12 protein-coding genes are annotated in these 14,901 nt (G+C 51.9%); 1 reads left to right on the top strand and 11 read right to left on the bottom strand.

Features of this window, described 5'->3' with window-relative positions:
* Positions 1-15: 15 nt before the first annotated feature.
* The 3 genes from RBB76_RS02990 to RBB76_RS02980 all read right to left on the bottom strand — a co-directional run bounded on the left by RBB76_RS02990 (position 16) and on the right by RBB76_RS02980 (position 3,671).
* Entirely contained in the window at positions 16-855 is an 840-nt protein-coding gene (locus RBB76_RS02990; RefSeq protein ID WP_433963554.1) for a CheR family methyltransferase, read from the bottom strand.
* Between the two features lie 455 nt (positions 856-1,310).
* Complete coding sequence (locus RBB76_RS02985; protein WP_429632781.1) at positions 1,311-2,573, bottom strand: polysaccharide pyruvyl transferase family protein; 1,263 nt, start codon at positions 2,571-2,573, stop codon at positions 1,311-1,313.
* Positions 2,574-2,618: 45 nt separating this feature from the next.
* The gene (locus RBB76_RS02980; protein ID WP_429632783.1) at positions 2,619-3,671 is read right to left on the bottom strand and encodes a glycosyltransferase family 2 protein; all 1,053 of its coding nucleotides are present in this window, start codon (positions 3,669-3,671) and stop codon (positions 2,619-2,621) included.
* Positions 3,672-4,071: 400 nt separating this feature from the next.
* On the opposite strand from RBB76_RS02980, the gene RBB76_RS02975 reads away from it, so the two are divergent.
* The gene (locus tag RBB76_RS02975; protein ID WP_429632785.1) at positions 4,072-4,215 is read left to right on the top strand and encodes a hypothetical protein; all 144 of its coding nucleotides are present in this window, start codon (positions 4,072-4,074) and stop codon (positions 4,213-4,215) included.
* 1,388 nt (positions 4,216-5,603) lie between these two features.
* Here the strand turns inward: RBB76_RS02975 and RBB76_RS02970 are convergent.
* The 8 genes from RBB76_RS02970 to RBB76_RS02935 all read right to left on the bottom strand — a co-directional run bounded on the left by RBB76_RS02970 (position 5,604) and on the right by RBB76_RS02935 (position 14,893).
* Positions 5,604-6,572 carry an FkbM family methyltransferase gene (locus tag RBB76_RS02970; RefSeq protein WP_429632787.1) on the bottom strand — a complete coding sequence of 323 codons (969 nt, stop codon included), beginning with the start codon at positions 6,570-6,572 and terminating at the stop codon, positions 5,604-5,606.
* A gap of 17 nt (positions 6,573-6,589) precedes the next feature.
* On the bottom strand, positions 6,590-7,486 hold the full coding sequence (locus RBB76_RS02965; protein WP_433963509.1) for a class I SAM-dependent methyltransferase: 897 nt from the start codon (positions 7,484-7,486) through the stop codon (positions 6,590-6,592).
* A 252-nt stretch (positions 7,487-7,738) separates the two neighbouring features.
* Positions 7,739-8,740 carry a glycosyltransferase family 2 protein gene (locus RBB76_RS02960; protein ID WP_429632791.1) on the bottom strand — a complete coding sequence of 334 codons (1,002 nt, stop codon included), beginning with the start codon at positions 8,738-8,740 and terminating at the stop codon, positions 7,739-7,741.
* Positions 8,741-8,917: 177 nt separating this feature from the next.
* Complete coding sequence (locus RBB76_RS02955) at positions 8,918-10,264, bottom strand: hypothetical protein (protein WP_429632793.1); 1,347 nt, start codon at positions 10,262-10,264, stop codon at positions 8,918-8,920.
* Positions 10,265-10,446: 182 nt separating this feature from the next.
* Positions 10,447-11,898, bottom strand: a complete 1,452-nt coding sequence (locus RBB76_RS02950; RefSeq protein WP_429632795.1) for a hypothetical protein — start codon at positions 11,896-11,898, stop codon at positions 10,447-10,449.
* A 215-nt stretch (positions 11,899-12,113) separates the two neighbouring features.
* On the bottom strand, positions 12,114-12,803 hold the full coding sequence (locus RBB76_RS02945) for a GNAT family N-acetyltransferase (RefSeq protein ID WP_429632797.1): 690 nt from the start codon (positions 12,801-12,803) through the stop codon (positions 12,114-12,116).
* 13 nt (positions 12,804-12,816) lie between these two features.
* A complete protein-coding gene (locus tag RBB76_RS02940) occupies positions 12,817-13,761 on the bottom strand; it encodes a glycosyltransferase family 2 protein (protein WP_429632799.1) in 945 nt (314 codons plus the stop codon).
* 19 nt (positions 13,762-13,780) lie between these two features.
* A complete protein-coding gene (locus RBB76_RS02935) occupies positions 13,781-14,893 on the bottom strand; it encodes a lipid II:glycine glycyltransferase FemX (RefSeq protein ID WP_429632801.1) in 1,113 nt (370 codons plus the stop codon).
* Between the last annotated feature and the right edge of the window lie 8 nt (positions 14,894-14,901).

Raw genomic sequence — 14,901 nt, 5'->3', positions numbered from 1 at the left:
CGAACATCCAACTGATCATGTAGATAAGATCGTACTCTTCTCCCCGGGCGATTCCGTTGAGCAGTAGTGCACCCTTGCCTCGGGTTTACCCAATTGGAAAACCGAGGCGTAACGGACACCCCAATGGGGTTTCCTGCGGTCGAATGGCTCCAAACCCCAGTATCTCCACGGCCAGTCTCGCCTCACGGAGGGATCGCCATCGTGTATCTCCTCGATCAACTCCTTAACGGGAACCCAGCCCAATTGGAGCGCAACGCTGGTTCTTAAGTCCAGATCGACTCCTGAAACAAAGAGATGCCCGCCCGGTCTTACCAGCTGCGCCACTCTGTGCAAACATCGCTCTGCCTGTGGTGGATTCATATGGCACAGGAATTTGTTTGCCACCACAATATCCAGTGCTCCCAGACGGAGAGCCAGTTCCCGATCTCCTGCATCTCCGACATGCCACTCGATATTGTCCTTGAGCCACGGCTGGACCTTCATCCAGCCCTCCTCCCGGTCGAAGATCTGCCCAATTTCCTCGCCCGTTAGCCGCTCGAAGATATTAGAACCGATGAGTTGCTGCATTTCCAGCGGGTAGAACCCCTGCTTGGCGATCTCCACAACCTCCCTAGAGATATCAATTGCATGCACTACAAGTTTCAAGTCCGGCCGCGCCGAGCGGATTGCCCAGACGATCGAATAAACCTCAGCTCCATTGCTGCAGGCCACAACGCCGATCTTCAGAGTGGCGCCCCTCTCGCAGTTGCTTGCGATCGCGCGCATCAACTCCAACTCCGGGCGATTGCGGAGGAAAAAAGTTCCGTGGTATTGCCGTCGCTCGGAACGTTGTTTGACAAGCCGATGCAGGAACATGCCATAACGACGGACTGGACGGGTGTCCCGGAAGGAAGACGGCAGACGATTCCAAGCCCATTCGTTTGCGCGCAACAAAGGCCTGCCTACATATGTTCGAAAGAGTCGAACGCTTAATATTCTCGCCAACACCGCTCCAGTTATCGGTTTCGCCACAGAACCGAATGTTCGACACAACCAGTCAATGGTATTTTGACGATTGGCCATTTCTCTAGCAATACCGTTCTCAAGTTTTCTTTTAGGAGCCACGAGAAGGGCATAGCGGCCGCTCGTTCTATACTCCGCTCTGAAATTTTGCGACTACAGTGGCAGAATTCGTCTTAGAAATCTGCGTACTCCAATGGATTTAGATGTCACCCCTCAAACATTTGAGCGTGACCTATAAATAAGGTTAAGCTTCAAGCGTATCCGTGCGGGGCTCTCCTCTTACCAGTTTGCGCGTCGCATCATCCAAGCTATAAACGAGCGAAGATTAGGCTATATTGTTTGTCCAACGCATTACCATAGTCCGCCACTTTCTGGCTAATCCTGCTCTTTAGGTTTTCGGCGTTCTTTTCGAGTTGGCAGAACTGGTCCATCAATATCTCTGCATTTAAGTGGTTGATGTCCTGGCAATATTCCGATAGTCCCATTTCGCTCATCAGGGAGGAGCATTTCTGATGAAAGGAAATGGCGATCGACGGCTTGTTGAGGAGCAACGCAAGGAGGACATTGTGGAAGCGAGTGCCTACCACGAAATCCGTTTCCGCCAATTGCGAGAGTAACTGCTCAGTGGAAGCCACCGAGTCCGTAAGAACCCGATCTTCTGCCTGCGCTATAGACCGCTCCCTCAGCCGAGCCTTAAACTCGCGCGTCACCGGTACGTCCATGAGGTCCCCGATCAATATTCGTACATCGTATTCACGGTCTATTAGCCAATTCACGAATTGCACGAGGGTCTCCAGGTACGCGGAATAATGCGCCTTCGTCGTCTTCTCGTCACCATACATCCCAACGTACTCCATTAGCCCTAGGCCAACAACTAACCTGCGCGCTTTCCTACACTGCCCGGTGGGCAACAGAGCAGGGGGCAGGCTGAATGCGAGGTCCGGATAGACAGGATCAGCGTGGGTCCGAAAGCCGATTGCTTTGAGATACTGTAGTGTCGATTCGTCACGGTAAGATCGGAAGTCTGCCAAAGAAAGTGCTGATTTTACAAGAAGCCTGCCGGCAGCTGACTGCAGGGGGCCCGCTCCGATGCTTACGAAGAAAAGCTGACAGCGGCACACTTTTGCAATCACCGACCATTTAAATGTGCTGTAAGGCCCCCAACCCGCAATGCTGAAGGCATCTGTTAGCAATCCAGTTCCCGGAATGATGACCACGTCCGTTCTCCGTAGCGTTAGAATGCCTTTGAGCCAACGATAGAACTCGCTTGGTACTCCAATGACGAGGTTCCGAATCAGTCGAACCAAGGGATTGCGTAGTTTCCACGGCTTAACCACAACTCCCCGCATTGGGACGACGGCGATGCCATAATCTGCTGCAACGGATTCTGGAGCAGTGCAAATGCAGGTAAGTTCGGCATGAGGCACACAACGATGCAAATGCCATAACATTGCTTGCAACGTACTCTCGTTGCCGAAATTCGCAGCACCAAAGTGGCCGAATAATGCGATCTTCGTCCGGTTATGTTTGTCTTGTCTGCTCAAGTCGTGGGATGGAATATTGTAAGACATCAGAACCAGAGGCCTCTTCGCCCAAAATATTGGGAGTGCCCGATCCTATCGGATCTCGTTGGTATGCATAGCCAATTGACTACCATCAGAGCTTTCCGTAACAGATTCCCCGTTGGAGGCGTTCCTGCGAATGCCCAGCTTTTCAATAGTCTCGTAGGGATTCAGCAAGGCTTTACATATCCTAGCCACTATTGCTATGGCCAGACGGGACCTGCTAAAGCCAAGAATCTCTGCTAGTTTCTTCTGATGATAGTCCCAGAACCTCTTGTCGCGGCGGCCCTTCAAAAGACTTACAGCAAGAAAATTATAATATTCGGTCAAAAGCCGATCCAAGCAGGCGTCGAACTCTTGCTTATTGAGAAAATCCGGGCCATGGGTCACTAGAACATATAACGTGCAATTGTAGTGGGTCATTAAATCCAAGGCCACAGTTGCAGTCAGCGATTGCTCCCCCAATCTCTTAAAGGTTAGTATCTGGTGGACAAAGCCAAAGTCGCATGTCTTTAAGAGTGTTACCGACGCCTCCCTATCAGCTAGAAAATTCGCCTCATTGTAGAAGGCATGTCGGCCTCTGATAAGGTCGGAGCGATATAGGACGGACGTCGACGTCCCAAATACGTAAATACCCTCCAGGAACGTGCGGCGGCAGATGTCGCGGCCTGACACAACCCTACTAGAATAGGGGAGCCCACTCCACGCGACTCTCTCCCCTTCCAAACCGTAAGCTCCAACGATCCCAACTGACGGATGTTCCTCAGCGAGATTTACCATTTCTTCTATACATTGCGGGAAGATCCAGTCATCGGCAAACACCATTTTACAGTACTTGCTCTTTGGGGAAATCTGACGTAACGCATGGTTATGATTAGGAATTGCCTTTAAGAACTGTTCGTTATCGTGAACTCTAATACGCGGGTCTCTCGCGGCATAACGTCGTGCGATCTCTCCCGATCTGTCCTTGCTACAGTTATTGACTATCGTATAATCCCAGTGCGGATAAGTCTGTTTGAGAACGCTTTCAATGCACTCCGCAAGATGCTCCTCGTTGTTATACACGGGAGAGACTATACTCACCAGCGGTAGCGACTCAAGATCCATTTCCTCTCCGGGATTCATATAGTTGATACAGAGTGGAACTATCCGCTTGCTCTCGCTATACGGGTGTATTCTCCGCTGAACGAACTCGTCCCGTGACCCATTCCTGTTTAACCGGGTCGAACTGTCGAACGATCATCGCCGGGTTGCCTGAAAGAACCGAATAGGGCGGAGCACTCCTCGTAACAACTGAGTGAGCAGCCACAACGCAATTGCGGCCCAAAACCAGATCTCCCCTCGAAGCTATGATGGCGGCTCCGTGCCCGATATATGACCCCTGCCCGATTCGAATGGTGCCACCTTCCGTAAATCCCTGGTCCACAATAGGGATTGTGATGTTCTCATACGCGTGGTTCTGGTCGACGATCAAAACGTCCTGTGCAACGAGGACGTCCCGCTCTAAATGGATCCGATTCTTGCCCCCAATTTGCGTACGCCAATGAATGACACAATTGTCGTCGATTACGATTACTGGCTCGCCATCCTCCTCGGGTGGAACACTCAAACCCAAACAGGTATCTTTTTCTATACGAATATGGTTGCCTAGCTTGATCCGGTGTGCATTTTTCCTGTCGATGAAACATGTCGGATGGATAGACACCTTGGAACCAATGGATTCGAATGGGTAGGTCATTCGTAGCCACTCAGTGTAAAGCCTCCTTAATATCCGAGGAATAAGTTTCAATGGGTCCTGGAGTCGAGCGCGAGATGCACTGCTACCGCTCATCGCGTCTACGCCGTCCTCGTTACCACTGTGAGCAAGCCTTATTTTGGGCGAGGATGTATACGATATTTTGTCCATATGGTTAAACGCTAACTATGTAAGATGCCCCTTTCCATTAAGTGCTGCTGTGCGATCCATCGAATCGGCGTCCACTCCATTCTCACAATCTGCCGAACTCCCCCTTTTCACCTGACCCATCCGCCAAGCTCGCTTTTCCGGATCGTATTGTCGAATGATTGTCGCGGGCATTCCAAAAACTACAGAGTAATCTGGGATGCTTCGTGTTACCACTGAATTGGCTGAGACTACACAATGACGCCCTATTCTCAGTTCACCTCTTGAGCAGAGGATGGCTGCTCCACGGCCGATCCAAGATCCTTCACCGATCAGGATTCGACCTCCTTCGGTAATACCTTGATTAATAATTGCCACGTCGATATCCTCATACGCATGGCTATGATCTTGGATGACGACATGCTGACCAACGAGTATGTCACGCTCTAGGTGGACGCTATTTTTGCCCGATATGATAGAGCCATAGCCTATGCTGCAGTTGTCGTCGATGACGACCGTGGGTTCACCGTTCGCGTCGTCAGTGGCTACATTGAGCCAAGCGTACTCCAACAGTCTTACGGAGTTGCCAAGGCTTATCCTGCCCGCCCGTTGCCGACTCACCTTGCTCGTGGGATGAAATGAGACGTTACATCCTATGGAGGCAAATGAATACATTCGTCTGATCCAGATGCCGTTCAATTTTGTAAGTCCCTTGGACAAAAAATTCAAGGGGTCCTCAAACGGTCGACGATTATCTGAATGATGCACGATCTCATCCTTAGGAGTTAATTCGTTTCTTTTTCTTGCGGAATACCGCGTGGATGTATTCAACCCGTACCCACTAGAGGAGTGATCGCGAGCAGGACCCGAAGAAATGCAACTGCACTGTACAAGGCATACCACAGGTTAATGTCAGGTGCCGGCGCCCAGCCAAGCGATTGAAGATGCGAAAGATAGAGTTGGCGCGACACAAGCAATCCGACGCTCTGCTCGACTTAGGATTGCAGCTCTGGATCTTTCCCGGAATCCATACGTAACGAGTCCTGGATACTGGATGGCATCGAAATGCTCCCGGATTGTGCAAGAACTGCTAAAGGTGGGTGCGGTGCACAGGTCTATCGGGCACCTCTGGTGGTTGAGACGGATGAAGTCGAAAATCAGAGTACGTCAACATCTCGACGAGAGAAAATGACATCGGACTGCCCCCCCTCCTGGATTTGCTCGATTCGTTTAGGCCGCGAGGGTGGTTTTAAGGAAATGCGAGATAGGTCACCGTATATATTTTCGATTTGGTAGGGATGAAAACCGAATCTCTTAAAATGCATCTGTACACTTCGGCAGGATTGGCCTTCTTGATGGAGGCTATTCGGGTTGAGCTCTAAGACGATCTCAAGATCCTCTCTACCATTTTCCATCAGCTCATTCATTCCGGAGACTACCCGCCATTCTGCTCCCTCTACATCAATTTTAACTATGCGAGCAGCGTTAATTTCCGCCGCTGTGAGAATCGAAGACAATGGTGCGCAGGGAACTATAACTTTACTCTTGAGGTCAAATTCATCGGCCCGACTCTTGAGGGCACTCGCGGTCCCAAAGATTCCTGTACTAGGCCCGAACATCTCAATGTCACCAAAAGAGTCCCAGACAGCCATGGGTACAATTCTGCCGTTGCGAATCCCGTTTAACTGGAAATTTGCTTTGAGTACATCGCATGTTCTTGGCATGCCCTCGATGGATACTACGCTTCCTTGATCTTTTACAATTCCTGCTGCCAAGGCAGAGAAATATCCAACATTGGCCCCCACATCAACGAACGTGTCTCCCGGACAAAGAGAACGAGTAATCCACGCGGTTAAGTTAGGCTCCCAAACGCCGAAGTAATAGATGCATCTTCCGACGTCGTCCTTAGGATCGACGCGGAGCTTACTCCCGAACAGAGTCGTCGCTGTTGTCCAAGACTCTAGCCATCGAACGTGGCAGGCTACGCTTTTCCAAAGGAAGCGCTTTCCGCCGCTCACCGGAAAGTATCGAAAATAGGATCGGACAGGAGAGAGAATTAAATTACGGCTCGCACTCCAGACAGCGGGCATTGCTTGAATTTTTTCTTTTAGGGCAACCTGGTTCATGCTTATGCTCAACAGTCTTAATCAAGAAGGGACGATGGCTTCGGGGGCTCCATACGGAGTGAGGGGTTGCGTGAGATGTTTACGGAACCTCGTCGTTTTAGAAGCCGGTGCATCTTGGATGCAGATGTCGACGGCTCATGTTCAAGCGGTTCTCCCTTTCGGAAGATCGCATGGATTGCTTCTCCTCCGCCCAGGATAGGCGCCACCGCCAGAAGAAACCGCAAAACAGTCAGGCGTACCAGCTTACGACCTGCTCTCCATGGGAGACTCGCCTGGCCGCGGTAAGCAACAGGCGTTCGTCGTATACCCACGGCGCGGAAGGCATCATCCCAGACATAGCGCAGGCTGGTTCCCACTGCAGGATTACGCCGGGATTCGAGGGCGACTTGCTGGAGTCCTGTTGATTCGGCCAGGAATCTGAGCGACTCAGGCGAATAGTGGAATAGGTGCCGCGGCAATTCCAATCCATGCCAATAGGTTCCGAAGGCACGCGCCTCGGCCGAATCAATGTTGGGGACCTGGACAAAAAAAATGCCCCCAGGCTTCAGCCATGTCGCCACTTTCTCCATCACTTGTCGAGGTTCAAAAAGATGTTCGAGCACATCGAAGCACGTAATCACGTCGAACGACTCAGGTGGGAATGGAGCATCAAGGATATTTCCGACAAATACTTGCGCGCCGCACCTAGCTTCCGCTGCCTTTGCACACTCCGGGGACATCTCGATGCCATACAGTTTCCAGGATTCGCTACGCATCGATTCCAGGAAAGACCCAGAACTGCAGCCCAAGTCGAGCAGAGCGCCAGACCGCTTTTGCTGTACCAGATCTGCCTTTCGCCCCTTCCAGCGCTTAACGGAGTTATCCCCTGCACCCGAAATTAATTTGTGATAAGCCTCTGTATAGTGCAAGTGCATTTCCTCGGGTCTCGGGGGAGAACTAAGCCAGACGAGCGAACATGCCGAACACCGTAACAGTGTGTACTCTTCTGTCCTGCCGTGAAGTCTGTCTGGTCCTTGTGCCCACAGATCCGCGTCGGCTACTCCGCAAATTGGACACTGCTCCTGGTCGCGCTCCCTAACTGCGCTCTCGCTGTTGGCGATAGGTTCCCGCCGTGCGACCGGGGCCAATAATGTACTTTTGTCCATAGTTTTCTCCCGAGCACTTTGTTATACGGTAAATGCCGAAGCTCTGTCATTTTCGCGGCGACGTGCAATTCGGAGGGCGAGCGGTGGACTAATCCAGGTCAGCAGCCACTTCAGTGCGACATTGAACGTTATTCTCATTTGCACTGCCTTGGAAGCGGCGGCGCGTGCTTCCCCGTACTGTCCATTTTTCAAATAGCAGTTGACCCATCCGCTATGAATGGAGCCGAGCTGCTGCCGGATCAAATTGCGAATCTTAGGCGGCTGGCTTTCAGTCAAACGCAAGAGCCCTTCGAGGCGGAGCTGACTATCCCGCAGCCAGAATTCGAAGTTGTTCCATTCTGATTGCACTCCTGTATGGCGAGTCTCCGCAGGCGATCGATCAAATCGTACGAGCGGAAGGTTGACGTAGCAGAAACCAGTCTGTAGCGCCAGCCGAAACAGGAATTCACTATCCTGGCTGTACAGCAGGGTAGGGTCGAATTCCCCCGCCTTTTTCAGCACATTTCTGTGCGCCAAGAAGGAGGATAGACAGACAACCATACCAGCTCCCCCGGGTCTCACCAGTAGTCGAAGTACATCAGGGTTCGTGCCGATCGCATCTTCGTGCCGGTAGCTCTCTTGTGTCAGGTGAAACATGGTGCGCGTTTCGGAGTTGTTATAGAACCGTACGTCGGTGTAACACGCAGTACACTGTGGGGCAAATCGCTCAAGGGCTTTGAATTGCCAATCGAGCTTCTCCTTTTCCCATAGATCGTCTGAATCGAGAAAGGCAATCCATTCGCCTTTCGCTTCCTCGATCCCCTTATTCCGCGCCACGCTGACGCCCTGATTTGGTTGGAAGTAGTAACGAATACGATCGCCGAAGGTATTTTTTAGTGTTTGGCCTGTGTCATCGGATGATCCGTCATCAACCACGATGACTTCCAGATCAGTAAAGCTCTGCTCCAAAACACTTTCGACGCTTTTCTGAACTTGCTCAGCCCGATTATAGGTCGGGATCACCACCGATACCTTTGGGTTCATATAGGCAACTCCTCTATCTGGTGTCGCACAAATCCATTGCGGCGTGGAAATCCTTCAAGCAAATTGGCTCGAGACGGATAGTAGCCAAATCAAAGGAAATTTAGGTCGATATGCCTACCGCAAAATCTTTATAGGCTGATTTTTGAGATGTAGCTATCGCTCGCGGATGCAATCAAGTCAAGTGTTTGCCGTCTGGAGAAGTAAGACGGGCTTAGTCTTTGCCGTCTTCGCGTGCGCAACTCTGACAGTCGCTGCACAGATGCAAGCCAGCAAAGGAAACAAGAGCAACTGCAGCTGAATCATGTAGTTGATTCCAAACTGTGCCACGACATTGGCAAAAAGGCAAGATCCCAGGCACCAGAGGAACCACTCTTGTTTGCCGTCCCCGCTCGCTCGCTTTCTGGCGTTGCCAATGGCTGCGAAGCTTCGTTTGAGAATCAGGATGTAGAGTACCAGCGTCAATAGACCGCCCCTCACTGCTACGTCAACAAACTGGTTGCATGTGTCCCACATTTCCCATCCCCACGTGCCATTGGTCCTTGTGCCCAAGATCCACCAATCTCCGAAGTGGTGTATCAGGGTGTCGATCAGCATATAGCGATGAAAGCTGGAGGAACCGCTGGTCAAGTCAATGTGCTCAATCAGGGACCAAACCGGCCCTTTCATCACAAGGTGCAGTCCCACCAGAGTCGCGACCAATCCCCACCGCAAGAATCGCATTTGTTTGCGCAGAGGCCAGAAGCCCAGCCCAAGGAAACTTGCGCCACAGGCCATGACCGCCGTACTTCCGCCCGACGTTATGACCATCGCCGTCGCTCCGGCGAGTCCCGCACCTGCGATCCAACGGGACTTTCTTTCCGCTCCAAGCCAGAGAAACAAAGGAACCAGGACACCTCCGAACGTCCCGCTCTGGATTGTGCCTAACACTCCACTTGCGCGCACTCTCCCCTCTCTCACCTCTGCATCGAGAGCACACCCTCCGAGATAGCCGAATACGTCCCTACGCGTGAAATGCTCGTAGACCATGCAGGCGCCGAGTATCAAACAAATCAGGCCAAATACTTTGATTGTGGTCCGGACTGCTTCGCCGTCGGGAATCAAAAACCTCACCACCAGGTAGCCACCCAGCGCGTCGATGAAATCCCCCACGAACTTAATCAATGCTGGTAACTCCATCCACTGAAGCGAGACTATGGCCAGGGCTGAAACTGTCCACATCACAACCGCCTGATCGACGGCATTGAAGCCCCCCCCGAACTTGTTCCGTGATGCCTCCTCCCGGTAAGTCATTCTTCGAAGCAATCCTGCCAAAATCAAGATGCGCAACGCCGGGAAGTGCAGGCCTCCGATTATCAAGACTTGGCCGAGAGGGATCGTGAAAAACGCCAAGAGAAATGGAGCGATCGCCTTCCGGCGTGGAAGGACAAAGATCAACACCATGGCGATGATCATCCACGCTGCCACCAGCGGATGCAGCAGCGTAGTATCCGCACCAGCTCCGAATCGAATGTTCGTTGGTTCCATGGATCGAGCCGTACCCGCGGCTTAGGGCTGGGTCTAAAGGCTTTCGTCTAGGTGTGATTTTGTCTAATGCTTCCTAAGAGGATCGGATGTATGCCCGTTCATTTTTCGAATCGGGCATACATGTAAACCGACCTAACGGCGCCTGGCTGACGCCTGCGCGTCCGTACAACAAGTAAAGAAGTTTATTGTGCCGTGAAAGAAAGATTGATGGGTGGTTGCAACTGCGAACTCGCGGCACCGAATTGAAACGCTCCCCTGTCCGTGGTGAACGTATTCCCCTCTGCGTCTACGTTATAGGGAGCACCCAGCGAAGCTCGGTTATTCCAATTGGAACCATCACTCGCCGGAGTGAAATTCCCTGTTGTCCAACTTGTAAACGGGTTTGCAGATCCACTGTTGCAAACGTTGGCGGTTCCGGAAGGACAGGATGTTCCCGACGCGAGATAGGAATTATGATCCTCTGTAAAAGTCCCCCCTGTTGCCAAGTCTCCAATCACCGCATCGCTGTACCAGATATTGTTCTGTACTGTAAAATTGCCACCTGTTTCGCTGTCTATCCCGGTTTGTGCCCCGCTTGGCATGCCCACAATCGTGTTGGCGCTCATTGTGACCCCATTGCAAGTAAATCCGTTGATACAAGCGAGCAAACCGTTGGCACTGGGAAACGCAGGGGTGAATCCGGGCGTGTTCCAGATCAGATTGTCGTAGTAAAGATATGGACCGTTTTCGACCTGGCCACTGCCAACCCAGGCCATCATGATTGCCGTGCCGCCCAGGTCGCGGAAAACATTACGAGCTACCGTGAAATGTCCGCTGTCGCCACCGCTTTCCAGGCATTGGCCATGCGCAGGATCTGATCCTACCGTTACCTGGTTGCGGAACATGTAGTTGTCGGTAAAAACAAAGTTGCTGGCCCCTCCAACGACGACACATACAGAGCCAAAGCGATGAAGATACATGTGCTGGAGTGTAGCCCCTGGACTGTTATCGGCGCGAATCAGATAATTCTCTGTGGTCGCATTTCCGGAGCCGTAGTACTCAACGTATTTCAACGTAAATGGGACGGCGTTTGCCCCATCGCTGATGCCATCCGTATTGCCTGACGCAGAGTTATCTACTTTGATCCCGCAATCGGCGGGAGTGGTTAGCTTGGCGGTAGGATCATTGCCTACCGCGCCACCACACCCTTGCGTGGTTTGCTGGCCATTTCCATTGATGATTAAGCCAGCACTCAGGATAGAGAATTGCCGATTCGTAGCGAAAACAGCCTGCGCCGAACCCATCGTGGAAGCGTTCCATCCTGTCGAAGTGCAGTTATCGTAGGTCTGGGCTTTGCGAATCTCGACCGCTGCCGTTCCTGATTGGCTAAATGTGTAACTGCCGTAACTTCCATCGGCAAGATAATAGATATCTCCCCTCGTCAGAGTTGCGGGTAGATTGGCAAGAGCGTTATTCCAATCAGCACCGGTCCCGGAACCGGAACCGGACGGGGTTACGGTATGGCATGCCGCGTGGAGATTGCCTGAAAGCAGGACGATCAACGCCGCACAACACAGGATCTTATTTTTAGAAAACGAATGTGTGGACCGTATTAAGAGGTTCTTGGCCGAACAGAATGCGATGTGAAAAAACATAAAACTCCCTGGATTGAATTGTTTGCCACTGCTCAAGTTACTTGAGCCTCAGCTTTCTACTAACCAGAGGGCAGATCTAGAACAGGGAAGTTAACCCGAAACCACACCGTCGATTCGAAACGAATCTCTTAGCATTCAACGAATTCCACCACCAGCTTCTTTTGGTCACCGTCGTAGTAGGAAACGAGAGGACAAATGATCGTCGTAGCGACCGATTACAGAACGCGAGGTGCAACTCCAAGTTCTTTAAATGGTAGCACAGGTGGTCCAGACCGCCATGACACCAAAGTGTGATCGAAAATGCTAAAGGATCTAACGAAACCCAAGCAGCGAAATGGAGTTTTTCGAAGAGACGATAACTGGGCGTCATTCCATTCCGCCACCTCAATAAATGCTCGCCCCCCAAAATTCGTCGCGAAAACGTCGAGGATACGATCAATTAGGTACGGATTCATTCCACGTCCGCGATAATGAGAAAACACGTGGAAATCGAAGAGGTGCACGTCATTCTGTGCCAATGGAAAGTAATACGGTTCGATCGTGCGTCCCTGCAGCGTCCAACCGAAACCAGCTAGGTGGGATTCGAATTCAACCAGCCAAAGCGAAGCTCCCTTGTCGAACCGCTCCCGAATATTTCGGCTTGCCAGCCTTGGGTTCCAAAAGCTGGTCATTTCTCGCAAATGCTCGGCGCTGAGTTCAGCTAGAGTGTTGACCCGTTTCACGGCAAGTATGTTTGGGACGCCAATTGGGCGCAGTCTTTGCTCATCGAGATTGCAGTAAAACACCACCATGCGACCTGCAAAAAACGCTTGTCTTCCGGCAACTCCGACGCGGCGTATCGTCGTTCCTAAACCGTGGCGCCTATAGTAATCGGCCAAGCGTGAAACGGAATTTGAAACACGCATGATGATGGCTGCCTTAGCCCTTGTTCGGAACGCTGTTGTACAACAGTTCCCGCAGACAAGCACTGCTCACTTGCTTCCGCACTTCGTATTGCGACTTCTTGTGGGAGCGCGCCGGTAGAGCCGCGATCCCGTAACGCAGCAAATGATGGAAAATCATGATGCTCCGGGCTCCAAGCACACCCAAGAACGTGTGGTGCTTAGTCCAATAGTGCAGTACGGAGCGCTGTTGCGCGACTGCAAAGCGAACGGGAAACGGAGCCGTGGTTTTGCCGCGGTCGTGAATAGCTCGCGCATCCGGACAAAAAGCTACCTGCCATCCGGCATTCCACGCACGCCGGCACCAATCGACGTCATCGCCATACATAAACAACCCTTCGTCGAGCAGTCCCACGTCATCAAAAGCCTCTCGACGAATCATTGAGAAACAACCCACGATGACATCTACGGTGACCGTCCGGTCATACGGGAAATAGAACATGTGCTCACCGGCGAAAAAAGGGGAACCCCTAAATATGCTTTCCAATCGGGTCGCGGAACAAAAATTGTTCCAGAGAGTGGGGAATCGTCGGCAGGTGCTTTGCTGAGTCATATCCGGATTGAAAACGCGAGGGCCCACATTCCCGACTTTCGGATTTTGATCAAGAAAGTCGGCGAGCGTGTCCAAGCAACCCGGGAACACTATCACATCCGGATTTACGAGCGCGATGTAGCGTCCCTGACACTGCCGGATAACCACGTTGTTTCCCTTAGCGAAGCCCAGGTTCTCCTTGCTCTTGATTAACTTCACCCAAGGAAACCTGGCTTCAGTCATTTCAACCGAATCATCCTCGGACGCGTTATCGATGACCAACACTTCCATGCTGCGTCGGGGAGGAGCTTCGGCCAAGCTTTCCAAGCATAACTCCAGATAGCGCTTAGCGTTCCATGCGACGATGACGACGGAGATATCCACGGACATGATGGAGGAGGACACTTGCTTAGCTTTTTGCCGACGTCTGTCCACCCGAACGGGCAAGGTTGAAACGGGCAACGCTTAGAGGTCTGAAGGAGGCGCGAAACGTGCGGCGGATCACCAAGCCCGCCTTAACCATCCCGGAAGAGACAGCGCTGTCTGATGCGGCGAATTGGCTAATCTGACAAACGTCTGCACCCGATAGCCCCTTTTTGAAATGATAGACACCCGGGTTTTCTTCGGGATCAATGCCTCCGAGGTCGTACGACCGAATGCCGCGTTCCTTGAGCCAACAAATCGCGGTCCACTGCAAGAGATAGGCTCCCTTGGAATTCAATCCGGCATCGCTGGTGGCGCCGAGCAAGTAAATAGCGGAATCGCCTATCGCCGAAACAACAAGGCCAGCCACGGGAACGCCCTTATCTAGACAGATTAGAGTATGCATGCGTTGGGATTCCGTTAAAGCTTCCTGTATGCGTCCGAATTCGTCAGCATCCACTGTAGTTTCAAACCTCTTGCGGTTGCGCATCTGGGAGTAGATCGCGCAGAAGGCCCTGTACTCTTCGCAATTCTGCCCGGAGACGACTGTAAGGTTATTTTTTTCAGATCGCGTAAGCTGATTTCGCCATTTCTTATCGAGCCTGCTCCGCAACTCTTCAAGAGAAGGAGCGAGATCCAGAACAAAAGTTCTATACGTCTTATCGCCTTCCCGTCGTTCTTGTGTGAATTTTGAAAAAGCACATTGGAACGCCTCGCCGCGTCGCGAACCGATAACCGCGTTAGGCAGGATACTCAAGAACAATCTCCTTACCTTAATGTATTCATCCTCGATGGCGTGTGCTAGGCGAGCGAGAATCTCGGGATCGAGCAGTTTACCGCGTCGCTCCCAGAGGGGCCCCCAGCGCAAATAGGCCATACCAAACCTCAGCGGAGTGGGGCGAACAATCCTGAGCTGTGCCATTCCCATAACATCGCCGTCTCGCTTCAACACAAGCCGACTGAGACTTTTCTCTCCCCAGCGAACTCCGCCGTACGCGGATGTCTGGTAAATGTTCGCGTCTTTAAAGAGATCAAGCATCTGCGACCATTCGGCAGCTGTCGCGCGATCGACTTCGATTTGCCACGTAGAATCGGTCATCGGAATTT

Source organism: Tunturiibacter psychrotolerans (assembly GCF_051013365.1).
Classification (GTDB): Bacteria; Acidobacteriota; Terriglobia; order Terriglobales; family Acidobacteriaceae; genus Edaphobacter; species Edaphobacter psychrotolerans_A.
The sequence above is the reverse complement of the archived record's forward strand: the minus strand, read 5'-3'. Positions and strand labels throughout refer to the sequence as shown.